The organism is Nocardia sp. NPDC001965, from assembly GCF_053594175.1.
On the sequence record NZ_JBSFDZ010000004.1, the window covers coordinates 294,917 to 316,694 of the forward strand.

Below are 21,778 nucleotides of genomic sequence, written 5' to 3' on the forward strand. Positions count from 1 at the left end.
CTTACTTGCTCGCTCGAATCGTTCGGATGATGTCGTCGACTGCGCTCTCGCTGAGTGCATCCGTCAGACCGATATGTCGGCGGATCACGAAGACCGCGACTTCCGCGTTTGCAGGTGCAGGTGTGGCCACGACGGTGAACTCCGTTTCCACCGGATCACATGAGGCAAGTTGCGGCAGTGCGGAAACCGAGGCGGTGTACCGGACCGCCGGCCGGCCGTCGAGGTTCAATTCGGTCGGCAGGCTCACTTCGACGTGTGGAGCGTGGGCACCGGGGGTCGCGAAGAGCTCCGGTGTTTTCTCGATCTCCTGGCGTGCGGCCGTCGCGACGTCCACGCCATTTCGACCGCGGGCTCCGATGAACGCCAAGGAGGAAGTGTCCGTATCGGGGCAGTAGTGTGCGCCGTAGTCGCTGACGGCTCCGTAGGTGACGAGCGTTCCTCGCCCGGTCGGATCGGAGTAGCCCACGACTGTGCGATTGCTGGGTCGCCAGCCATTTCCGGACGGCACCGTGTAGGTGAGCCCGTACTTGGTCGGCACCGGCTGCGGATCCCCCTCGGGGACCGGAGTCATCATCGGCGGCTCGAGACGTGGATGATCCGGTGGTGGCGGCGGATCTGTCGGGCCGATCTGCGGCGGCGGGCTCCACGCAGTGGCGTTGTCGACGGTCCCTTTCTCGTTCTTTACGAGAGGGTTTCCGACCTGGGAGACCAACACCATGATGCAGGCAGCGACAACGATCGCGATCAGAAGGCGGAGAGCCTGGATTCGCCCGCTCTTCGCAGGCCCGCGTCGGCGGAAGTCACGCAGGAAGGCAGCGACGCGGGTGGACAGGTCTCGGCTCTTCACGATGCCGCGCAGGCGCAGCCGGAAACGAGATCATCTGCTCGGAGTGCCACAGTCGGCGCATTCGGCCGACGCCGCCCGGTGTGGTTCGCGACCACCAACCCCCCTTGGATCCATCTCGAGTACGTGTCGGACGATAACACTGTGGCGGCAGGCAGTGTGCCCGAGTCGTCCGGTTCTTTAATACACTCCGGTGGACTCGCTGGTGGGAGTCGTCGGCTGCCGTCGTCGATTCAGCCGGCCGGATAAGTGGGGACAGTAGGTTCGTGATGCTGCGCAGGTGCTCATTCAGGACGAACAGCCGGGGGCATCACGTTCCCCATCGGTACTTCTCCGGCGCTGTTCCAGCCGCGGCTGTCGGTTTGGTCGCCGTAGCCGGCTTGGTCACCGGGTGTGCCTCCTCCGAATCGGCGGGATCGGAACCTACCTCCCCATCGAACTCGGCTACGTCCGCTATCGAATCGTCCGCTGTTCCCACTCCCTCATCCGAGGGTATCGGCGTGTCCGTGCCACCGGCACCTGGAAATGCCGTGCCCGGAGAGGTCGCATTCGATCCGTGTTTCGAAGTCGAGGATTCATTGATCGACCAGGTGGGTTTCGACCCCGGGAGCCGTCAACGACAGGCTGCAGAAATCACCGGCAGTTCGCTCTTGACGAAGATCGGCTGCAGCTTCCGTCGTTACTCGACCGTCAATGGCGAAAAAATGCCGACTATGTCGCTCAATATCACCACGAGCACCGAATCGGTCACCGAAGTCGGCGGAGACAAAGACCATGAGGTTATCGATTCCGGGCCGATCAACGGTCGTCCCGCGGTTGTCTACCGGGTGGCGGGGACGACGTTGCCGGCGTGCGATGCCGCTGTCGGAGCGCCCGACGGGACATTCGGTGTCACATTGACGGCAGCTCCCGGAACGGCTGAGGCTCCGGACCCTTGCGGTGAGATCCGCCAGGCCGCAACTGTATTGGCCGGCGCGCTCGACGAGTGAGGTCCGTGCGGGGTACAGAACCGCTACGACAGGCTTCGCTTCGGTCGACACGGCGTGGTCCGGCTCCGCGTTATCCGGCTGATCGAACTGGCGGTCGGGCCCGAACCCAGTGGATTCGACGGGCAGCAGAGGGCGGTCGCCGGTATCGGTGAGAATCCCGATACTTCAGGTCGAAGAGATCGTCCATGTCCTGTTCGTAGGTGGCTTCGGTGTGCCGACACGAGACGCGCGATGCCGGCCTGGATGTTTGCGCGTCGCAGAGCTGATCCGGCGGGCATGACGATGTGGCCGAGTTCGAGTGATCGGCCTGCCTGCTTACGCTCGGGGCGTGGACGACCAGGATCAGTACGCGCGGTACGCGGCGGATCGGCAGGTGCTCCGGGCGATCGGTGCCCATCTCGGCCGAGAGGTCGGGCGGGTGAAGGTCCGCTTATCCCGGGCAATGGCCGAATCCGCGATGGCCGCGTGGAATCGAGACGAGTCGGACGATACAGGCGAAGAGAGCTGGGAACAGGCCGCATTGCGTGATGACGCGGCGGAGCTGGCCCTGATCGGGCTGGCGATCAGCGACCGCGGGGTGTGGAACGGTGACGATGTCGTGGTCGATCTGGATATCGCCCGGATCGCCGCAGCCCTTGGTGCAGCGCAGTAGACGGTCCGCAGTCGAGCGGCGCGGAAGCGGTGGCCGGTGGCGTTCCGTTCCGCAGTCGAGGGCCCCGGCACCGCCGCTGGTCGCAGGGATGCCGGTAGTTCACAGAGTTCGCCGTCGTCACGATCGAGCTGTTCCAATTCAGTTGGACGTTTGTCCGCTTCCTGGGCGTTGCCGATCGGTTGCCGGTAGCTCATCCGATGACGCCAAGCTGGCGCGGATACGTGTCGTGTGTGAAGCAGAGGATCTATGACGACGTCGAACCCGAGCCGGGTCGTGGCCGTGGCCGTGGCCGCTGCCGTGGCGCTGTTGGCAGCCGGTTGCACGAGCGACGAGCCCGGCGGGGACGGGTCGCCGGTCGAGTGGAACCCGCCGGCCGCGGCGAGCTACCACCGGCTGGCCACCTATCCGGTGTACACCAACCGGCCCGCCGGGGAGCCGGTCGATACCGAGACCGGGGCCGAGATCTCCACCGTGACGCCCGACGGCAACACCCTCATCTACACCGATGCCACGGCGAAACGGATCGGGTTCCTGGATATCCGCGATCCGGCGAAGCCGGCCGGGTCGGGCACGCTGTCGCTGGCCGAACTCGGCCATGCCGACGATCAACCCACCTCGGTGATCGCGTATGGCGAGTACGTGCTGGTGGTCGTCGATACGACCGGCGGCGATTCCACGAAACCGTCGGGTCGCCTCGATGTGGTGCGGGTCGGCGACCGTACCAGGGTGCACAGTATCGATCTGGGTGGTCAACCGGATTCGATCGCGGTCAGTGCGGACGGGTCGTTCGCCGCGGTCGCGATGGAGAATCAGCGTGACGAGGAGTTCACCCCTGCCGGCGGCGAGGAGGGCGATCTGCCGCAGCCGCCGACCGGGTTCGTCCAGCTGATCGATCTCGACGGGGTCCCGGACCGGTGGAAAACGCGCAGGGTCGATTTCGATGTGGCGGCCGCGCGTGCCGCGGGCCTGGACACCCCGGAGGATCTCGAACCCGAATATGTCTCCATCAACTCTCGCGGACAGGTCGCGGTGACATTGCAGGAGAACAATGGGATCGCCGTGATCGACGGGAAGACGGGAGCGGTGTCGTCGATCTTCGACGCCGGGACCGTCGCGGTGAACGGAATCGATACTGCCGAGGACGGGAAGCTGGAGCAGACCGGCTCCATCCCGGAGACTCCGCGGGAGCCCGACGCGATCGGCTGGATCGGCGACGGCCATCTGGCCACTGCCGACGAAGGCGACTGGAAGGGTGGCACCCGGGGCTGGTCGATCTTCGACGCCGCCTATGGTGCGGTGGTGTGGGATGCCGGGAATACGTTCGAGCGGCTGGCGGTGCAGATCGGTCTGCACAACGAAGGCCGGGCCGAGGCGAAGGGCCCGGAGCCCGAGGGTCTGGCGATCACCGAGATCGGCGGGCGTCCCACCGCTCTGGTCGCCTCCGAACGCAGCAACTTCGTCGCGGTCTACGACCTCGGCGATGTCACCGACCCGAAGTTCGTCCAGGTCCTGCCGACGACACCCGGGCCCGAAGGTATCGTGCCGGTCCCGCAGCGGGATCTGCTGGTCGTCGCGTCGGAAACCGATGACGCGGAGGCCCGGGTGCGGGCGGCGGTGAATATCTACGGCTACGGTGCGGCGTTCACCGGAAGTGCCGGCACCCCGGTATTCCCGTCGATCGTCTCCGCGGAAGCCGGCAGCGCGCCGATCGGCTGGGGCGCGCTCGGCGCCTTGTCCGCCGACCCCGCCGACGAGAACCGATTGTTCACCGCCACCGATATCGCCTACGGGCCGGCGCGGGTCCTCGGCGTCGATACGTCGCGGAAGCCGGCTGTCGTCGACGAACAGATCCCGATCACCGAGAACGGTGCGCCGGTGACCCTCGATATCGAAGGCGTCTCCGCTCGCCCCGAAGGCGGGTTCGTGCTGGCTGTCGAAGGTGACGAGGGCACGGGGAACGAACTCGTGTTCGCCGCAGCCGACGGCGGTATCGAAGAGCGTGTCGCGTTGCCCGCGGATATCGCGGCAGGGCTGGGTGGTCAGGGACTCGAAGGAGTGGCCGTCGACGGTGACGCCGTCTGGGTGGTCCTGCAGCGGGAACTGAAAGGCGACCCGTTGGGGGTCGCCCGGATCGGCCGCTACGCGGACGGCCGGTGGGAGTGGTTCGGCTACCGGTTGGAGAGCACCGACACCTTGGGCGACTGGATCGGTTTGTCCGAAATCGTGGTCCACGACGGCGGATTGCTCGTACTCGAACGCGATAAGCTCAACGGCCCGGACGCGGCACGGAAGGCTGTCTACCGGGTCGAGATCCCCACCGGCGGCGGGGTGGCCGAGGCGGGGAAAGCTCCGGCGGTCCTGCCGAAGAAACTGGTCCACGATCTGCTGCCGGATCTGCGGGCGACCAACGGTTTCGTCCAGGAGAAGGTCGAGGGGGTCACCGTCGGAGGTAACGGAAACCTGTACGTGGTCACCGATAACGACGGCCTGGACGACGCCAACGGTGAAACGGTGTTCCTGGATCTCGGTCCGGCCGGGTCCGCCCTCGGCGGATGATTCGGTGTCGATCTCGTCGCCGGGCGCGAAGTCCGGCGGCGAGATCGGGTGGTCACTGTGCGGAGGTCGGCGCCACTCGGATCCGCTCCTCGGATCTCGGCTGCCGCCGGCCTGATCGATGACCTGTCTGCGGGCGGGACCTCATTTCCCGCCGCTTCCGTGGCTTCGGCGCCTACTCGAGGTGGGAGACGCTGCTCGGCGACTGAGCTCGCAGGGATCTCGTCGTCCCTCGGTGCGGCCTCGGGGCCGTGGGGGCATCGTCCTTTCGGAAGCAAGGGGAGCGGGGATCATATATTCTTCCATTTAAATATTTGGATGGAGGACGGATGCGGATCCTGGTGGTGGGCGACGGTGCGCTCGGTCAGGTTTTCGGGCTGCGGCTCGGGCTCGGTGGGGCGAGCGTGAACTATCTGGTCAAGCCCGGCCGGACCGGTTGGGGTGGCACCGGGCGCACGCTGTATCGACTGCGCCGGTTCGGTGGACCGGTCGCCGAGCGGCTGCGCCCCGCGGGCGTAGATGCCGAAACCCCGGACGGGCCTTGGGACATGGTCTGGTTGTGTGTGTCCTCGACCGCGCTGCGTGGGTCGTGGTTGCCCGCTCTGCGGGACGTCGTCGGCGACACGACCGTGGTCACCATCGGACAGGATCTGCACGATCGGGCCGTGCTGGAGCGAGTGTGGCCGGCCGGGCGGATCGTGCAGGTGGTGCCGTCTCTGTTCGCCTACTCGGCGCCGTTGACCGGTGAGGTACCGGCGCCGGGGATCGCGTACTGGGTGCCACCCGGTTCGGCGTTGACGGTGCTCGGTGACCCGGATCGGGCGGGGGCGGTGGTAGATGCGCTGCGCGCCGGTGGCCTGCGCGCTCGCCGGTCCGCCCGCGCCGGTACCGGCGAACGCGTCGCCGCACTGATGGTGCCCGGTATCGCCGCGCTGGAAGCAGCGGACTGGTCGCTGCCCGCTCTGCTCGCCGATATGGGACCGGCGGTCGAGGCCGGTGCCGAAGCCTCGGCGGTGGTCGCCGCGCAACCCCGGGCCCACCGGGTCCGTGTACCGAAATGGGTGGCACGGGGGGCGCTGCGGATGTTGCGGGTGCTGCTCCCGTTCGATCTGGACCGCTACCTGGAAGCCCATTTCACCAAGGTGGCCGATCAGACCAGGCTGATGCTCGACGGGTGGATCGCCGAGGGCGAAACCCGGGGGTTGCCGGTGAATCGTCTGCGTGAGCTGCGGAACCGTCTGTCCGCTCGGGAGACGCCGTGACCCCCACCGCGGAAAGCCTGCTGGGCACGTTCACCGAATGCCAGCCACTGTTCACCGCGCTCGGTGACGACCGGCGGCAGGCGATCATCGCTCTGCTGCTGAAAGCCGGCGGGGCGGCCAGCGTGGGCGAGATCGCCGGGCAGCTCGGTCTCTCCCAACCGGCCGTCTCGCATCACCTGAAAATTCTGCGGTCGGCGCGACTGCTCACCGTCGAACGGCGCGGCACCCTCCGGTTCTACACGCTCAACGGCGCCGAACTGACCGATCTCCTCGCCCCGCTGCGCGAACTCGTGGACCAGATCACCTCGTGTGCGGATCAGCCCGGTGCGGATCGACGTCCGGGGGCCGGGGCGTGATCCGGGGGGCGGCGCGGAATCACTCCTCGTCCGCATCCCATTCCGACTGGTCGGCACAGGAGATCCAATGCAAAGCACGGAACCGTTCCGCTGTCAGCATGGGATCCAGGTCGCCGATTATCTCTCCGGTTTGCTCGTACACATCCTCCATGAAGTGATTCAGGAAGAAGTAATAGTGCAGTTCCGTGAGTATCTCCCGGCCGGGACGGAGGCCGGCTTCGTGGATGAACGGCTGCAGGGGCCGGCCCAGCGTCGGTAGATGCTCGGCGACCAGTGAACCGTCCATCCTTTCGCCGGCATCGACGAGACTCGGAACTCTTCCGGAGGCCCAGAGCAGGACATACAGAGACTCGGCTCGCCAGGTCAGCAGGTTCGACTGCAGAGCAGTCTGCTGCCACCGCATCTCGTCCTCGGGCAGCTCGGTCAGTGCGAAGGCCCATTTCTCTCGCTCGGTCAACTTCTGCAGAAAATCCTCTGCCCGCAGCCATTCCGAGATCTCTCTCGGCTCCGGATGGAAGATGATGCCGAGCAGTGCGTGCAGGGCGAGGGTGCGTTCGGCCAACTCGCCGGGATCGCGAAGGCGGATGGGAAAGATCTCCGTTATCTCGGGTAGTGAGTCCACTTCCAGCCCGTGCTGTTTCAATCGGTCCTGTGTCGACAGGATCATCGGATTCCTCTCCGTTGCACTCTGTGTCACCGAGCCGCTGGGGAACGGTTCGGGTGAAGGGCCGGGCGACAGGTTTGCCGAAGGGCCTGGTTCGCCACCCGCGGTGCAGGCGCCGAATCCGTGTGACTCGCGGAAAGCGCTGTCGCTCAGCTGTTTTACTCGTCTCGCTGCGCCTACGGTCGAGCCGCCAGTTTTTCGCGCCCCGCCGTCGGATGCAAATGGCGGGTGCCGCGGAGAGCTGTCCACGCAAACGCCCCACCTGTTGGTAGGCGCCCTGCGGCGCTCCGATCTCGCGTCGCTGCCGGCCGAGCGGGGAAGCAGTGCGTGTTCCGACGCTTTCAGGCCGTCTGAGCTGCAGTGATATCGGGTCCGACCTGTCTGCGGGGGAGTTGAGTATTGGTCTCGTTCGCCGCCGGGGTGATCTGCTGCGGGGGTGAAATTCTCCGCACTCGTTCAACTCTTCTCGGTCGATCGCCGCCGATTCGTGGCCGTCGCACTGGCGGTGTCGGCGCTGTCGGCGGCAACCGCATGCGATACCGGCTCCGGCACCACGGTCGCGACCGCACCGGCAGATGCTGGCGGTCAGGCCGTGACGACACAACAGTTCGCCGACCTGGAAGCCGCACACGACGCGCGACTGGGGGTGTTCGCGGTCGATACCGCCGACGGTCGCAGCGTCGCCTACCGTGACGGTGAGCGGTTCCCGATGGCTTCCACGTTCAAAGGCCTCGCCTGCGGAGCCCTGCTGCACCGGCATCCGCTGTCGTCGGGATTCTTCGACCGGGTGATCCGGTATCCGCGCACCGATCTCGTCGAGAACTCACCGGTCACCGAACAGCATGTCGACACCGGAATGACGGTGGCCGCCCTCTGCGAGGCCGCCATCACGGTGTCCGACAACACGGCCGGCAATCAGATTCTGAAACTGCTCGACGGACCCGCCGGTTTCACCGCGTTCCTCCGCAGCCTCGGTGACGACACCTCGCGACTGGACCGCTGGGAAACCGAGCTGAACACCGCGATCCCCGGCGACGAACGCGACACCACCACCCCCGCCGCGCTGGCCGCCGACTACCGCGCACTCGTCGTCGGCGAGAGCCTCGCGGAACCCGAACGCGCGCAGTTGACCTCGTGGCTGGTCGCCAGCGCGACCGGCGGCAATCGGATCCGCGCGGGGCTGCCCGCCGATTGGACCGTCGGCAACAAGACCGGCTCCCCGGCCTACGGGTCCGCACTCGATATCGCCGTAGCCTGGCCGCCGGGGCGGGCCCCACTGGTCATCGCGGTGCTCACCACCAGATCCCAGCAGGATGCCGAACCGGCCAATGCTCTGGTGGCCGCCGCCGCCCGGGCCGCTGTGGAAGCGCTCGGAACCAGCCCGGCCGGCTGACGGGCCCGCGGTGCGGCCGGTCCCGGTGGTGTGCTGATGCTATCGCTGGTGGTAATGGCGGTCTCGTGCGAGTCAGTACTGTGGGCTCTGTCGAGCAACGACACAGCGAAAGGGTCAGCTGATATGAATTCGGGTTCCGCAGCAGCTTTGGAAGGTATTCGGCAGGGCTATCTCAACGGCGACCCGGTCGCCACCGCTCTGTTCATCCCTTTGTTCTTCATCGCGGGCGCTTTCGCGCTCCTGCAGGGCCAGCCGTTCTGAGCGACTGCCTCGAAGGTAGTCGAGAACGCCGGAAGTGACCGGGACCGGAACGGTGTGCGGGGGCTATCGGCCGCGCAGTACCGTTCCGGCCAGGTCCGCGTAATCGACCGGCCGCGTGGTGTCGACCGTCAGTACGGTGCCGAGTCCCAGCGGTTCCGCCCGCGCGGCCCACACATCCCAGTCCACGGCCAGCCGCTGCTCGTCCCGATACAGCGCGGCCCGCCGCCGCCCGGCATACCGCGCCCGGGCGACCTCGGCCGGTACATCGCACCAGATTTCGAGCAACCGGTCCGGTGCGGCCCGCGCGACCCCGGCCTGCGCGAACCGCAGATCGCGCGGCCGGAACCACCAGGAATCCACGACCACACTGCCCGGTATCGCCCGGGCCAGGGCCCAGACGGTGTCCATCGCGATCCCGCCGAGTTCGCGGGCGGTGTCGATCCCGGTGACGCAGCCCGCGAGTGCCTCCTTGACGGCGTCCTTCGAGAGGAACTCCGCCGGCAGTGCCCGGGCCAGGCCCGCGCCCAGCGTCGATTTGCCGGAACCCGGTAATCCGTTCACCAGCACCAGGAATTTTTCCACCGGGCCATCGTCGCAGGAAGGCGCCGGTTCGGGCGGCCGGCACCCAGGCGACAAATCTCCAAGCCGGTGCGGGGCGGACCTGCGCATACTCTCCGTATGAGCATTGAGCAGATCACCCCGAAACTGATCGTCGAGGGGGCCGACGACGCGATCCGCTATTACCGCGAAGCGTTCGGCGCCGCTGTCCGGCAGCGGCACGCGGCGGCCGGTCGAGTGGTATTCGCCGCGCTCGGACTTCCGGGTGGGGCGGTATTCGAGCTGAAGGACGCCGACGAATTCGATCACGACCCGTTGCGGCTCGGCGGCCGCGGACTGCTCCTCACCACTGTGTCGGCCGATCCCGACGGCCTCGCGCGGCGGATGGTGGATGCCGGGGGCGAGATCGTATTCGAGGTGGCGGACCAACCGTACGGGGTGCGGCAGGGGAGGGTGCGTGATCCGTTCGGCCACGAATGGATCATCGGTACACCGGTATCGGCCGAAGAGTGAGCGCTGGGCGGGTGTTCGGCTCGGCAGGCGGTATCGATGATCCGGAGCGTCGGGCGGCCGGGTCACGCGGTGCTGCGGTGACCCAGCCGGTATCCGCTGCAGTCAGGCCGGGACCTGTTCTACGGCGAGGAAATCATCGACGAAGCCCAGCGCCCGATTCTCCAGCTCCGCGTAGTGGGCATCGCGGACCGCGCCGGTCAGGGCCTCGTCGAGCAGCAGATTGCCCGCGTCGTCCAGGCGCTGCCGTTTCTCCTCCGCGCCGGGCAGCAGCCCGACCGACGACTGTGCGAAGCCGCAGTAGTAGGCGATGCCGTCGTCGAGTTGGGTGCTGAGTGCCTGCTGCATGAGTTCGACGACCGCGTCGTCGTCCGCCGCGCCCGCCAGGCCCAGCCACAGTATCCGCTTACCTGCGAGTCGGGGCCTGCTGCGACCGTAGGCGAATCCGTAGTTCCACACCCGGTCGATCCAGCCCTTGAGGATCGCGGGGACCTGCATCCAGTACACCGGGAACACCGGCACGATCACATCGGCCGCGAGGATGCGCTGCATATGGGTTTCGGCATCGGGGGAATAGGTCTTGTCCCGGTTACCCCATTCCGGCAGGTCGGCGGCGATCATCCGAGGGTCGAAGTTCTCGGCGTGCAGATCGAGCAGGTCGATGCGGTAGCCGGCCGCGGTGAGCCGGCGAGCGGCCAGTTCGGCGATATGCGCGGTGAGCGAGTCGCGGCGCGGGTGGGCGACGACGACGAGGGCGGTGCGGGTGGTCGGGGCATCGTCGGTCGTGGGGTGCGGCACGGGGTCCTCCATCTCGATCCGGTTCTCCGGATGCTCTCGGTATGCGATCCTGTCCCATTCCACACCGCAACTGATGGACGATCTATGGGTAAAGATCTATATCCGATAGGAGTTCGTCTATTCTCGGTGGAGTGGATCCTTTGAGCGCACTGCTGAGCGGTATCCGTGCCGAAGGTGCCGTACTCACCAACGCGGTGTTGGAAGCGCCGTGGAGTATCCGATTCGCCGACCGCGCACCGCTGACCATGATCACCGTGCTGCGCGGAGCGGGAACTCTGCTGTTGCCCGGTGGGATCGAGCGCCGGATCGTGGCCGGGGACACCGCGATCGTGCGTGGTCCGGAACCGTTTCTCTTCGCCGACCACGCGGATACGGTCGATCTGCCGCACGAGCAATACGAGGTCGCCTGTTTCGCACCGGATGTGAAATGCGATGCCGCGCTCGACGACGGTCGCTGGGGCGACGACCCGGCCGGTGAGACCGCGCTGATCGTCGGTGCCTACCGGGCATCGGGCCGGCGCCACGAACGCCTGCTACGTGCGATACCACCGGTGCTGGTGGTATCCGACGATGTGGAGGTGTGCGCGTGGATGGAGACAGTGGCCACGGACGCCGCGCGCCGACCGGCCGGCGCACAGGCGTTGATGGACCGGCTGCTCGACTGGAGCCTGGTGTGCACGCTGCGTGACTGGTTCGAGGGGCAGGACGCGGGCGCACCGGGCTGGTATCGGGGGCCGTCCGATCCGGTGGTGGGTCCGGCGCTGGAAGCCATACACGGAAAGCCCGCCGTCGGCTGGACAGTCGCGTCGCTGGCCTCCGAGGCCGGGGTTTCGCGGGCATTGTTCGCGCGGCGGTTCTCCGAGGTCATGGGACAGTCGCCGCTGGCCTATCTCACCGAATGCCGGATGGACGAGGCGGAGGAACTGCTGGCCGATCGCAATCTGACCGTGGCGCAGGTGGCCAAAGCCGTGGGCTACGCGGACGCATTCGGATTCAGTGCCGCGTTCAAACGACACCGGGGCATCCGGCCGAGCGATTTTCGTGCCACCGTCGACGTCGGAGCCTGAGCCGCCCGCCGCGCACCGTCCGGCGGGCCCCGGCCGCGTGTGAGAGGGTCGGAGGGTCCGACCGAAGATCACGAAAGGTTCGATATGCACAGCAATATCCGACATTTCGGCTTCACCGCCGTGCTCGGCGCCCTGGGCGTCGCGGCAGTGTACGCAGCACCGGGCGCCGGAGCGGCCGTTACCGGAGTGGATGTCGCCGCCGGGCCGGAGGGGCTGCTGACCGGCTGCTCCTACACGGTGACGGCGACAGTCGACGCGCCGCCGTCCGAGGCGGGTGAGGTCACCATCATCAACAGCGGTGGAAATGTCCCGGGTAACGGAGAGCGGTTGGGGCAGGCCGTCTATCACGCCGAGAACGGGACCGCGACCTTCGAGTGGACGCCGAAATACACCGGCCGGCAGAACATCACCGCCCAGCAGTTCACGCCGGGGCAGTACACGTCGGCGAAGTACATCGAAGTCGATGTGCCGGGACAGGGGCTCGACACCGGCAGTTCGTGCCAGCGGCTGCCCTAGGCGATCCACCACCGGTCGATGCGATGTTCTGTGCTCCCGGGCGGGTACGGAAGCTGCCCGGCGGATTCGGTCGCCCGACGGCGGGGCACGATGATCGCCGGCCCCGGTGATCCTCGATTCCGTGGAACGCGCACCGGGCGAGGCCGGTCACCGGGCTGGCCTCGCACTGGCCACAGAGTTGCCGAAACCCTCCCGATACGGTGTGATCGGCTGACATCGGTATCGGAGGGTTCGGACAGTGGCCGCTTTGGCATCGGGGGCAGTGTTCGCCGGATACACCATCGAGCGTCTTCTCGGCGCCGGCGGGATGGGCGAGGTCTACGTCGCCCGGCACCCGCGGCTGCCGCGTTCGGATGCGATCAAGGTGCTGGCCGCGGAATTCACCCGCGACGATTCGTACCGGCGCCGCTTCGAACGCGAGGCCGATCTCGCCGCGTCGCTGTCGCATCCCGGGATCGTCAGCGTGCACGACCGTGGCGAATTCGATGGACGGCTGTGGATCGCCCTGGAACTGATCGACGGTGTCGACCTGTCGGCGACGCTCACCGCCGCGGCGAGTGGGTTGTCTGCCTCCGATGTCGCCCGCGCGATCACCGAGGTCGCCGACGCACTCGACTACGCGGGTGCGCGCGGATTGGTCCATCGCGATGTGAAACCGGCGAATATCCTGCTGGGGCGCACCGGTCACTATCTGCTGACCGATTTCGGGATCGCCCGGATGGGGCCGGAAACCTCCGATCTCACCGGGACAGGCCTGACTGTCGGCACCGTCGCCTACGCCTCGCCGGAACAGATGCAGGGACTGGCGATCGATCCGCGCTCGGATCAGTATTCACTGGCCGCCACCGCTTTCCATCTCCTCACCGGTGCGAAGCCGTTTCCCGGCACGAACCCTGTCGCCGTGATCATGGCCCACGCCCAGCAGCCCGTCCCGAGCGTGCGCGCGCAGCGGCTCGATCTCTCGCCGCAGGTGGATTCGGTGATCGGGCGGGCGATGGCGAAGAGCCCGGGCGATCGTTTTCCCACCAGCAAGGAGTTCGCGAAGGCACTCGGCGAGGCGCTCGCCGCGACAGCAGTCTACGCACATCCGCAGGCCGGACATGGTGTCCCGGCTCCCGCTTCGGCCGATCGCTACGCGGCCACTGTCGTTCGCCCGGATCCCATGGGCTATCCGCCGCCGCCGTCGTCGTCGCCGGGCCCGAGCCCTGCGCCACCTCCGTCCGGCGATCGCACCGTGCTGCTGGTCGTCGGGTCGATCCTGGCCGCGGTGGTGCTGACCGTCGCCGCCGTCCTGGGATACCGGGCACTCTCGAACCAGGCGGGTGCGGAGGAAGCCGCGCAACTGCCGCGCCGGCCGGTGACGCCGATTCTGCCGTCACTCCAGCAGCGACCGGATACGCCGATCTGGACCATGCAGGAGATACCGGGTCCGCCCGGGTCCTACCCGAGCCCTGCCGAATTGGTCGGTGGCGATTCCGAGATCGTCCTGCGCGGCCGTAACTACTATCTCGACGGTGGCGGCACCGTCGACTACCTGGACGTGATCGATGCGGGCACCGGCAAGCTCCGCGCCGGTACCGAACCCCTGCTGCTGGACACCACACAGCGCAGGCTCGGAGAATGTGTCGTCAGCGAACGCCGTTCGGCGGCGGCATGTCATCTCGAACGTTCGTCGGAGGACACCGATCAGGTGGTGATCGTGGATCTCGGCGCGAACCGGATCGCCGGCACCGTCACCGCCGCGGGGGATGTCGGCGAGCTGATCGCCGCCGGGGAGCGCTTCGTCTTCGTGGACCGGCCGGATCGGCCGCAATCGCCCACCCTGCGCTCGATCGGGGTGGACGGCCGGGAGCTCCCACCGGTCCAGGGGACCGGCGGCACCGCGACCCGGCCCTCCGGCGAACCCCGGCATTCGATCGAGGCATTCGGGCTGGTCCGGTTGGCGGTGATCACCTCGGCCCCCGATCCGGCGCAGCCGCTGTCGAAGTGGGAGTTCCGGGTGATCCGGCTCGAGGACGGTAAGGAGATCTTCCGCCGCGACACCGTCGAGGAGATCGAATCGACCGACTGGAATGTCTTCATCGACGGCTTCGTCGTCGCCGAGGGATCGGAACCGGCGGGTGTCTTCGACCGGGCCGGCACCAGAACAGCGGATCTGCCGGCGGGTTGGCGGCCGAGCGGGCGCCCGTACAGCGCCGACGAGGGTTTCCCCGAGACGTCGGTGCCGACCGTGATCCAGACGGACGAGAACAAGACGACATACGCGGGAATCAGCCCGCGCAGCGGAACCGTTCTGTGGCAGAACGAGTCGTACGGTGCGAACGATTATGCCGAGCCGGTCCCACTGCACGGTATCGGGAATCTGATCGAGACCTCGGATACCGGCCGAGTGGTCGACGCGTACACCGGCGACTATGTCGTTCCCGGCTATCTACCGAAGGGCCCCGAACTCGGCACCGACGGAAGCCGGATCGCGGTGGCCGCGGATCCGACCGGCAGCGACCGGACGCTAGAGGTGTGGGACAGCAACGGCGAGGTCTGGAAGATCTCGAGCGAGTTCGATCCCGTGGCGATCGGCGGCAGGGTCTACGTCGGAAACCTGCGCCTCTTCTGAGTCGCGGGCAGCGGCATCGCCGATCGTGGCCGTCGGCGGTCGACGGCCACATCGAGATCCGCGAATCGCACCGCTGCCGGCGGATCGCGCAGTTGCCGGATCAGCGGGTCCGGTACTCGCCGCTGTCCTGCCCGCCGCGGTATCCGGCGGCGGGTGGGGTCGGCCGGAGTGCCGCCCCTCGCCGGACAGGTCTACCGGGCGCCGATCGACTGTGCCAGGAAAGGCCAGGAGGTACGCAGGTCGTCCTCCCAGTAGCCCCACGAGTGGGTGCCGACCGGCCGGTCGTCCAGGGTGACCGGGATGTTCAGTTCGCGCAGCCGGTTGGTCAGGTTCACCGTGCAGTACCGGATGGCCGCCTCGATCGGGCCGCCGAAGGCGAGCTGCACCGGCAGCGGGATCCGGCCCTCCTGCACGCGCCGGTCGAACGGGGTGTCGTGCGGAGCCGCCGGGATTCCACTGCCGGTGCTGAGATACACCTGGGTGCCGCGCAGCCGGTCCGCGTTGACCAGCGGATCATTGGCGCGCCACAGCGGTCCGTTCTGCGGGCCCCACATGTTCTCGACGCTCTGCCCACCGCCCCACAGTTCCACGGTGAGCCGGACGAATTCGTGCCCGACCGGGTCGGAGGTCTGGGCGCAACCGCTGTAGGAGGCCACACTCTTCCAGAAACCGGGTTTGGCGATGGCCAGGTTCAGCACGGAGGTGCCGCTCATCGAGACACCGGCCAGGGCGCGATCGCCGTTGGCGCCCAGGAACTGTTCGATGACTGGCGGTAGTTCCTCGTTCAAGAAGGTCTGCCATTTGTTGCGGCCGAGGACCGCGTCGTCGCGGATCCAGTCCGTGTAGTAGGAGTTGCTGCCGCCGTACGGGGTCACCACATTGACATCTTTGCCGCTCAGGAAGCTGAAAGCGTCGGTCTGCACATCCCATCCGCTCTCGTTCGGGCCGCCGCCCGAACCGTTGAGCAGATACAGCGTCGGCCGTGGTGCCGAGCGGTCCGCGGCGCGGATGACCTGTATCGGGATCGGCCTGTTCATCGCGGGGGAGAAGACCGTCACGGTCTGCTGCCGGTCGTTCACGTTCTCCGCGGAGACCACGTGCGCCGTGTCCGGGGCTGTCGCGGCGGGTCCGGCCGTGCCCACCAGTCCGGCGGCGGCCAGCACGCTCGCCAACCCCCAGCGCAGCGCGTTCGTACGTGTCCATCGGCGTGCACTCACAGTAGTGAACCTCTCGTGTACTCGTCGTCGGCCGTGGCCGGATGGCCTCGGCGCCTGGAACGGCATCGAGAGGAAGTTCGTGTGGGACGCGTGTCCGGTTTGGTCCGTTGCCGAACTTTTTCCGGACACCAGTGTGATCGCCTGGCACACGATCGGGAGGCGCCGAACACCTGCCACTGCCGGTACCCCCGGCCCGGAGAGCGCGGTGGATCGGTCCCGAACCTGGCAGGTTGCTTCGAATATGCTGGGAGATAGCTGCTTTCATCTGTTGCCAGGTGGTGCGGGCGATTAGCGTTCCGCTCGACGCGGGCGCCCGGACGGTGCCCGGTCGAGGAAAGGATCGACGACATCGTGCCGAGAAGAGCTGGTGCCGGCCGGGTGATCGCAGGGTGCGTGACGATCGGTTTCGCGCTGCTGGCCACCGCGTGTGGTAGCGAGACAACCGAATCCACCACCCCGACCACCACGGTCGCCACATCGACAGAGAGCACGGCCGCGGCGCCGGACGGCTCGCCCACTGAATTCCGTGAATGCCTGGAACAGCACGGTGCCCAGCTTCCGTCGGATATGCCCGAACCGCCGGCCGGGGATCGGCCGAACGGGCCGCCGGGTGGACCACCGCCGGGTGGGATGCCGCCGGGTGGCACGCCGCCCTCCGGGCATCCGCAGCCGCCGGACCTCCCCGAGGGCCAGGCGGAAGCCTTCGAGGCATGTGCCTCGCTCGCGCCGGCACCGCCGGGGAACTGATCGTCACCGGTGGCGCTGATCCGCGCGATTCGCCGAGAGCAGAGCGGGCCGGTTCCGTGACCGTCCGGCCCGCCCGATCGTGAGGTGACAGGTGGCCCCTACGGGACCGGGGCGGTGCGGAGAATCCCGCGCCGCCCCGGTATCGGGGTCGATCATTGCGCCCCGCCCGGGGCGAATCGGTGAACCGCTAGACCGAAGCGGTCGCCAGTGCCTCGGTCGACTGCACGGCCTGCCCGACCCCGACCACGATGGCCGCGGCGCGCAGCGCCTCGAAGATCACCTCGCGCGAGACACCCGCTTCGCGCAGCGCGTGTTCATGCGCCTCCAGGCAGTGCTGGCAGCCGTTGATCGACGACACGGCGAAGGACCAGAGTTCGAAATCGGCCTTGTCCACGCCCGGGTTGCCGATGATCTGCATCCGCAGTCCGGCCCGCAGATCGTCGTACTTCCCGTCCAGGAACGCCTTGCCCCGGTAGAACACATTGTTCATACCCATGATCGAGGCGGCGCCCAACGCGGCATCGTAGGCCTCGGCGGAGAGTGTGTCGGCCGCTTCCGCCGCGATCTCGCGCAGCGTCGAGGTCGACTTGGTCGCGGCGGCGGCGGCCAGCAGGGTGCCCCACAACTGCTGTTCGTTCAGCACGGTGGTCCGGCTGATCGAGGACAGGTTGAGTTTCAGGTCCTTGGCGTACTCGGGTAGCGCAGCCTTCAGATTGTCGATGCTCACAGGTTCTCCGAATCTCAGACGCTCGCCGCCAGCAGTTCGCCGGCATCGATGGTCGGGTCGCCCTTCTTCCAGTTGCAGGCGCACAGTTCGTCGGACTGCAGCGCATCCAGCACCCGCAGCACCTCGTCGACATTGCGGCCCACCGAACCCGCGGTGAGGGAGACGAACTGGATCTCGTTGTTCGGGTCGACGATGAAGGTCGCCCGGTCGGCGACACCGTCGGCGTTGAGCACACCGGTGGCGGCGGCCAGTTCGCGCTTCAGGTCCGACAGGATCGGGAAGGGCAGGGTTTTGAGGTCTTCGTGCTGGGCCCGCCACTGGAAGTGCACGAACTCGTTGTCGACCGACGCCCCGAGCACCTGGGCGTCACGATCGGCGAACTCCTCGTTCAGCTTGCCGAACGCGGCGATCTCGGTCGGGCAGACGAAGGTGAAATCCTTCGGCCAGAAGAACACGATCCGCCATTTGCCCGCGTAGTCGGCGCTGGTGATCCGGGTGAAATAGTCGTCCGGCTGCTGCGCGTCGACCTTGGACAGGTCACCGCCGATCACCGCGGTGAGGTCGTAGGCGGGGAACTGGTCGCCGATGGTCAGCAGGGGCATGCCCGAATCTCCTTCTAGTCGATGTGATGTCGGCTGGTCGATTTCCAGCCGGTAGGGCGAAAGCTCGTAAGTAATCTTGCCGAACTGCCGGCAAAAGGCAAAAGTGATGAGTGGCACTAGACTGATAGGTGTGCCCGATCAGTCTTATCAGCCCTCCCTGTCACAGCTGCGTGCGTTCGTGGCGGTCGCCGAATACCGGCACTTCGGCACCGCCGCGGCCCGGCTCGAGGTGAGCCAGCCCACGTTGTCGCAGGCATTGGCCGCACTGGAGAACGGGCTCGGATTGCAGCTCATCGAACGCAGCACCCGGCGCGTCCTGGTGACCGCGACCGGTGCGCGGCTGCTCCCCGCGGCTACAGCGACCCTCGAAGCCGCGGACCGGTTCCTGTCCGCGGCCACCGGCGACATCCTCACCGGCGTGCTGCGTATCGGCATCATCCCGACCGCCGCCCCCTATCTCCTCCCGGCAGTGCTGCCGACGCTGCGGCGCAAACTCCCCGCGCTGACCCCGCAGGTCATCGAGGACAAGACCGCCCGCCTGCTCGACGAGCTGCGGGCGGGCGTACTCGACGTCGCGGTCCTGGCCCTGCCCACCGAAACCTCCGGGCTGGTCGAAATACCGCTATACACCGAAGAATTCGTCCTGGTGGTGCCCGCCGGGCACGAGCTGGCCGGACGTACCGATATAGAACCCGCCGCCCTGGACGCGCTACCGATGCTGCTGCTCGACGAAGGCCACTGCCTGCGCGACCAGACCCTCGAACTGTGCCGCTCCGCGGATATCCATCCGAGCGCGGCCGGGGACACCCGCGCGGCATCGCTGTCGACGGTGGTGCAGTGTGTGGCGGGCGGGCTCGGGACCACGCTGATTCCGGAGATGGCGGTCGTGCCGGAAACCGGTCGCGGTGCCCTGGACACGGCACGCTTCACCGGCCCCGCACCCGGCCGCACCCTGGGCCTGGTGTTCCGGGCGTCCAGCGGCCGGGCCGACGACTACGCCTACCTGGCGGAGATAATCCGCACCCAGCGGCCGTTCTGACCAGCCGGCCGGCTCGCGGCGGCAGCGCGACGGACCGGTCGGATCGGGTACTCGGGTTGTCACGCACGGTTGTTCCCCGCGGCCGGCAGCGTGAAGGGCGGCCCGCTGCCGGGTTGCGCCCGGAACCGCGGGACGGGCGGTTCCGGGCGATCGACCTCAACTCCCGAGCATGTCGCCGTCGGCAGCAGGGGCCGTCCGGTCCGTGGTGGGCTGCTTCTAGACGTGCCGTCCCACGTTCTGCTCGAACCCGCCCGTAACGTTCCCGGGCGGGGCGTAACGCGCCACGACATATTTGGACGGCATATCGAAGATCGCGCCGGCGGGACAGTCGGCGATCGCGACACCGACCTTCGTGGTCGACTTCCACACCACCTGGGTGAAATGGCCGGTCGCGGTGGAGAACACCGGGTCGGCGTAGTCGTACTGCTGCGCCTCGGCCATCCACGCCTGGATCGCTTGATCGACGGTGACATCCGCCCCGCCGCCGGCGTAGAGGTTCTCCCCGTATTTTCCGTCCGCCTGTGAGTGGACGAATTCGCAGCGCTCGGCCCACTTCTGCGCGTCCGCGGCGAGGGCTGAATCCCATTGCAGCGCAGCGGCGCCGTAGTCGGCCCGATGCTGATTGTGCAGCGACAGCGCGCGGTCGGCGAACGTCTCGGCCCGCGCCGGAGCGGCCGTCGGTAATGTCGTGATCACGGCGGCCGTCACAACAACGGCGATCATTGCGCAGAGATTTCTCATCGAACTCCTACCCGGTAGTGGCCCGCGAAGTCCCGGTGGCGCCCGACCGCGCGGCGCACCGGCTCTGCGGGCGGATGATCAACCGTCGTAGTGTGGCCGATCGGCCGAGGTCCCCCCAGCGCCGAGAACGGGGCCGCCTGATCGGCGACCCCGTTCTCCCGCTCCGCAGAACCGCTACGCGAGTTCGGCGACAGGCTGTTTGCGGGCCAGCAGTGCCGAGGCCGAGGCCAGCAGGCCGACCGCCGCGACCGCGGTGACCAGGTAGAGCCCGGGCCGGTAGCCGTCGATACCGTCGGTGGCGGCGCCGCTGATGAGGCCCGTCGCGATGGCGAGCACCACCGCGCCGCCGATCTGGAACGAAGTCTGCACCAAGCCGGAGGCGAGGCCCTGTTCGTGGTCGGCGATACCTTCGGTGGCCTGCGACATGACCGCGGAGAACCCGAGTGCGAAACCGAGGCCGAGCAGCAGGAACGCGGGCAGGTAGTCGACCGCGTAGGCGGGTTCGGGACTGCCGCCGCGGGTCAGGAACCAGATGTAGCCGGCCACGAACGAGGTGAGCGCGGCGAGGATCATCGGACCGGTGCCGAACCGGTCGATCAACTTACCGGCCATCGGGGACAGGATGGCGACGATGATGCCGGTCGGCGCCATTGCGAGTGCCATCTGCAGCGGCTCCCATTCGAGGGTGTTCTGCAGGTACAGCGAGACGATGGTCTGGAAGCTGAGGTAGGAGCCGAAGATGGCCAGCGCAGCGAGGTTGGCCCGCACGATGGACTTCACCCGGAAGATGCTCAGCCGCACCAGCGGATGGCTCACTCGCTTCTCCGTGACGAAGAACGCGCCGAGCAGACCGACCGCGAGGATCGTGGTCGCGACGACAGTGGCGGTGAAACCGGTCTCCGGGGCGGTGACGATGGTGTAGACCGCCGCGAGCATACCGCCGGTCAGCAGGGCGGCGCCGGTGAAATCGATTCGGCCCTCTTCCTTTTCGATCGTGCGCGGCACCACGAAGTAGGCAGCGACGATGACCGCGGCGACGACGACCACCGGCATATAGAAGGTGAGTCGCCAATCGATACCGGTGAGCAGGCCCGAAACGATCAGCCCGGAGGCGTATCCGGTCGCGCCGAAGATGGTGAAGATCGACAGGGCCCGGTTGCGATCGGGACCTTCCTTGAAGGTGGTGGTGATGATCGAGAGGGCGGCCGGTGCGGTGAAGGCTGCGGCCACGCCCTTGACGATCCGGGTGGCGATCAGCAGCCAGCCTGCGTCGACGAGCCCGCCGACGAGTGAGGCGATACCGAAGACCACGAGAGCGGTCAGGAAGACCTGGCGGCGGCCGAGCAGATCGGCCGCTCGTCCGCCGAGCAGTAGCAGACCGCCGTAGCCGAGGATGTAGCCGTTGACGATCCACTGCAGTGCGGAGGTGTCCAGGCCCAGGTCGTGGCCGATGGAGGGGAGTGCCACGCCGACCATGGAGACGTCGAGCGCGTCGAGGAACATCGCCAGTCCGGCGACGAACAGGATCGCCCACAACTTGGGTCCCCAGCGGCCGGCGGCCGGGGCGGCGGCCGTTGCGGCAGCGAGGTTCTGCGGGGTGGTTGCGGTGAGAGTCACTCGGTAGAACTTAGATGCACGAGCATTGAATGTCAACGCATGTAATGCTTA

22 protein-coding genes are annotated in these 21,778 nt (G+C 67.5%); 13 read left to right on the forward strand and 9 right to left on the reverse strand.

What is annotated here, in order from left to right; genetic code table 11:
* Position 1: 1 nt before the first annotated feature.
* A complete protein-coding gene (locus ACWCPQ_RS09745; protein ID WP_449896672.1) occupies positions 2–538 on the reverse strand; it encodes a hypothetical protein in 537 nt (178 codons plus the stop codon).
* 575 nt (positions 539–1,113) lie between these two features.
* On the opposite strand from ACWCPQ_RS09745, the gene ACWCPQ_RS09750 reads away from it, so the two are divergent.
* From ACWCPQ_RS09750 to ACWCPQ_RS09770, 5 genes are all read left to right on the forward strand, one after another.
* Positions 1,114–1,833: a DUF3558 domain-containing protein gene (locus ACWCPQ_RS09750; RefSeq protein WP_449896821.1), complete on the forward strand. Its 720-nt coding sequence runs from the start codon at positions 1,114–1,116 to the stop codon at positions 1,831–1,833.
* Positions 1,834–2,161: 328 nt separating this feature from the next.
* Positions 2,162–2,485 (forward strand): hypothetical protein, encoded by a 324-nt coding sequence (locus tag ACWCPQ_RS09755; RefSeq protein WP_449896674.1) that lies wholly within the window; start codon positions 2,162–2,164, stop codon positions 2,483–2,485.
* A 246-nt stretch (positions 2,486–2,731) separates the two neighbouring features.
* A complete protein-coding gene (locus ACWCPQ_RS09760; protein ID WP_449896675.1) occupies positions 2,732–5,041 on the forward strand; it encodes an esterase-like activity of phytase family protein in 2,310 nt (769 codons plus the stop codon).
* 326 nt (positions 5,042–5,367) lie between these two features.
* Positions 5,368–6,300, forward strand: coding sequence for a ketopantoate reductase family protein (locus ACWCPQ_RS09765; protein WP_449896676.1), 933 nt, complete (start codon positions 5,368–5,370; stop codon positions 6,298–6,300).
* Positions 6,297–6,656, forward strand: coding sequence for an ArsR/SmtB family transcription factor (locus ACWCPQ_RS09770; protein ID WP_449896678.1), 360 nt, complete (start codon positions 6,297–6,299; stop codon positions 6,654–6,656). Before ACWCPQ_RS09765 ends, ACWCPQ_RS09770 begins: the two co-directional genes overlap by 4 nt.
* A gap of 19 nt (positions 6,657–6,675) precedes the next feature.
* Here ACWCPQ_RS09770 and ACWCPQ_RS09775 read toward each other — a convergent pair whose 3' ends face one another.
* Positions 6,676–7,323, reverse strand: coding sequence for a DUF4272 domain-containing protein (locus ACWCPQ_RS09775; RefSeq protein WP_449896680.1), 648 nt, complete (start codon positions 7,321–7,323; stop codon positions 6,676–6,678).
* A 484-nt stretch (positions 7,324–7,807) separates the two neighbouring features.
* Between ACWCPQ_RS09775 and bla the strand changes: the two genes are divergently transcribed.
* The gene (gene bla / locus ACWCPQ_RS09780; RefSeq protein ID WP_449896823.1) at positions 7,808–8,713 is read left to right on the forward strand and encodes a class A beta-lactamase; all 906 of its coding nucleotides are present in this window, start codon (positions 7,808–7,810) and stop codon (positions 8,711–8,713) included.
* Positions 8,714–8,749: 36 nt separating this feature from the next.
* Positions 8,750–8,974 (forward strand): hypothetical protein, encoded by a 225-nt coding sequence (locus ACWCPQ_RS09785; RefSeq protein WP_449896682.1) that lies wholly within the window; start codon positions 8,750–8,752, stop codon positions 8,972–8,974.
* Between the two features lie 63 nt (positions 8,975–9,037).
* On the opposite strand, the gene ACWCPQ_RS09790 is transcribed toward ACWCPQ_RS09785, so the two are convergent.
* Positions 9,038–9,556 carry an AAA family ATPase gene (locus ACWCPQ_RS09790; RefSeq protein WP_449896684.1) on the reverse strand — a complete coding sequence of 173 codons (519 nt, stop codon included), beginning with the start codon at positions 9,554–9,556 and terminating at the stop codon, positions 9,038–9,040.
* Between the two features lie 96 nt (positions 9,557–9,652).
* Here ACWCPQ_RS09790 and ACWCPQ_RS09795 point away from each other — a divergent pair, with 96 nt between their 5' ends.
* Positions 9,653–10,045, forward strand: a complete 393-nt coding sequence (locus ACWCPQ_RS09795) for a VOC family protein (protein WP_449896685.1) — start codon at positions 9,653–9,655, stop codon at positions 10,043–10,045.
* Positions 10,046–10,147: 102 nt separating this feature from the next.
* On the opposite strand, the gene ACWCPQ_RS09800 is transcribed toward ACWCPQ_RS09795, so the two are convergent.
* A complete protein-coding gene (locus ACWCPQ_RS09800) occupies positions 10,148–10,840 on the reverse strand; it encodes an NAD(P)H oxidoreductase (RefSeq protein WP_449896686.1) in 693 nt (230 codons plus the stop codon).
* Positions 10,841–10,971: 131 nt separating this feature from the next.
* On the opposite strand from ACWCPQ_RS09800, the gene ACWCPQ_RS09805 reads away from it, so the two are divergent.
* The 3 genes from ACWCPQ_RS09805 (at position 10,972) to ACWCPQ_RS09815 (ending at position 15,037) form a co-directional block, all read left to right on the forward strand.
* A complete protein-coding gene (locus ACWCPQ_RS09805; protein WP_449896688.1) occupies positions 10,972–11,907 on the forward strand; it encodes an AraC family transcriptional regulator in 936 nt (311 codons plus the stop codon).
* Between the two features lie 84 nt (positions 11,908–11,991).
* The gene (locus tag ACWCPQ_RS09810) at positions 11,992–12,423 is read left to right on the forward strand and encodes a hypothetical protein (RefSeq protein WP_449896690.1); all 432 of its coding nucleotides are present in this window, start codon (positions 11,992–11,994) and stop codon (positions 12,421–12,423) included.
* Positions 12,424–12,670: 247 nt separating this feature from the next.
* The gene (locus tag ACWCPQ_RS09815) at positions 12,671–15,037 is read left to right on the forward strand and encodes a protein kinase domain-containing protein (RefSeq protein ID WP_449896692.1); all 2,367 of its coding nucleotides are present in this window, start codon (positions 12,671–12,673) and stop codon (positions 15,035–15,037) included.
* Between the two features lie 191 nt (positions 15,038–15,228).
* Here the strand turns inward: ACWCPQ_RS09815 and ACWCPQ_RS09820 are convergent, their stop codons facing one another.
* Positions 15,229–16,254, reverse strand: coding sequence for an alpha/beta hydrolase (locus tag ACWCPQ_RS09820; RefSeq protein WP_449896694.1), 1,026 nt, complete (start codon positions 16,252–16,254; stop codon positions 15,229–15,231).
* A gap of 351 nt (positions 16,255–16,605) precedes the next feature.
* Here ACWCPQ_RS09820 and ACWCPQ_RS09825 point away from each other — a divergent pair, with 351 nt between their 5' ends.
* Positions 16,606–17,001, forward strand: coding sequence for a hypothetical protein (locus tag ACWCPQ_RS09825; protein ID WP_449896696.1), 396 nt, complete (start codon positions 16,606–16,608; stop codon positions 16,999–17,001).
* A gap of 187 nt (positions 17,002–17,188) precedes the next feature.
* Here ACWCPQ_RS09825 and ACWCPQ_RS09830 read toward each other — a convergent pair whose 3' ends face one another.
* Positions 17,189–17,728, reverse strand: a complete 540-nt coding sequence (locus ACWCPQ_RS09830; protein WP_449896697.1) for a carboxymuconolactone decarboxylase family protein — start codon at positions 17,726–17,728, stop codon at positions 17,189–17,191.
* 14 nt (positions 17,729–17,742) lie between these two features.
* Positions 17,743–18,330: a peroxiredoxin gene (locus ACWCPQ_RS09835; protein ID WP_062998489.1), complete on the reverse strand. Its 588-nt coding sequence runs from the start codon at positions 18,328–18,330 to the stop codon at positions 17,743–17,745.
* Positions 18,331–18,460: 130 nt separating this feature from the next.
* Here ACWCPQ_RS09835 and ACWCPQ_RS09840 point away from each other — a divergent pair, with 130 nt between their 5' ends.
* Positions 18,461–19,369 (forward strand): hydrogen peroxide-inducible genes activator, encoded by a 909-nt coding sequence (locus ACWCPQ_RS09840; RefSeq protein WP_449896699.1) that lies wholly within the window; start codon positions 18,461–18,463, stop codon positions 19,367–19,369.
* 216 nt (positions 19,370–19,585) lie between these two features.
* Here ACWCPQ_RS09840 and ACWCPQ_RS09845 read toward each other — a convergent pair whose 3' ends face one another.
* Both ACWCPQ_RS09845 and ACWCPQ_RS09850 read right to left on the reverse strand, forming a co-directional pair.
* Complete coding sequence (locus tag ACWCPQ_RS09845; RefSeq protein ID WP_449896701.1) at positions 19,586–20,092, reverse strand: CAP family protein; 507 nt, start codon at positions 20,090–20,092, stop codon at positions 19,586–19,588.
* A gap of 192 nt (positions 20,093–20,284) precedes the next feature.
* Positions 20,285–21,727 carry an MFS transporter gene (locus tag ACWCPQ_RS09850; RefSeq protein WP_449896703.1) on the reverse strand — a complete coding sequence of 481 codons (1,443 nt, stop codon included), beginning with the start codon at positions 21,725–21,727 and terminating at the stop codon, positions 20,285–20,287.
* Positions 21,728–21,778: the final 51 nt, after the last annotated feature.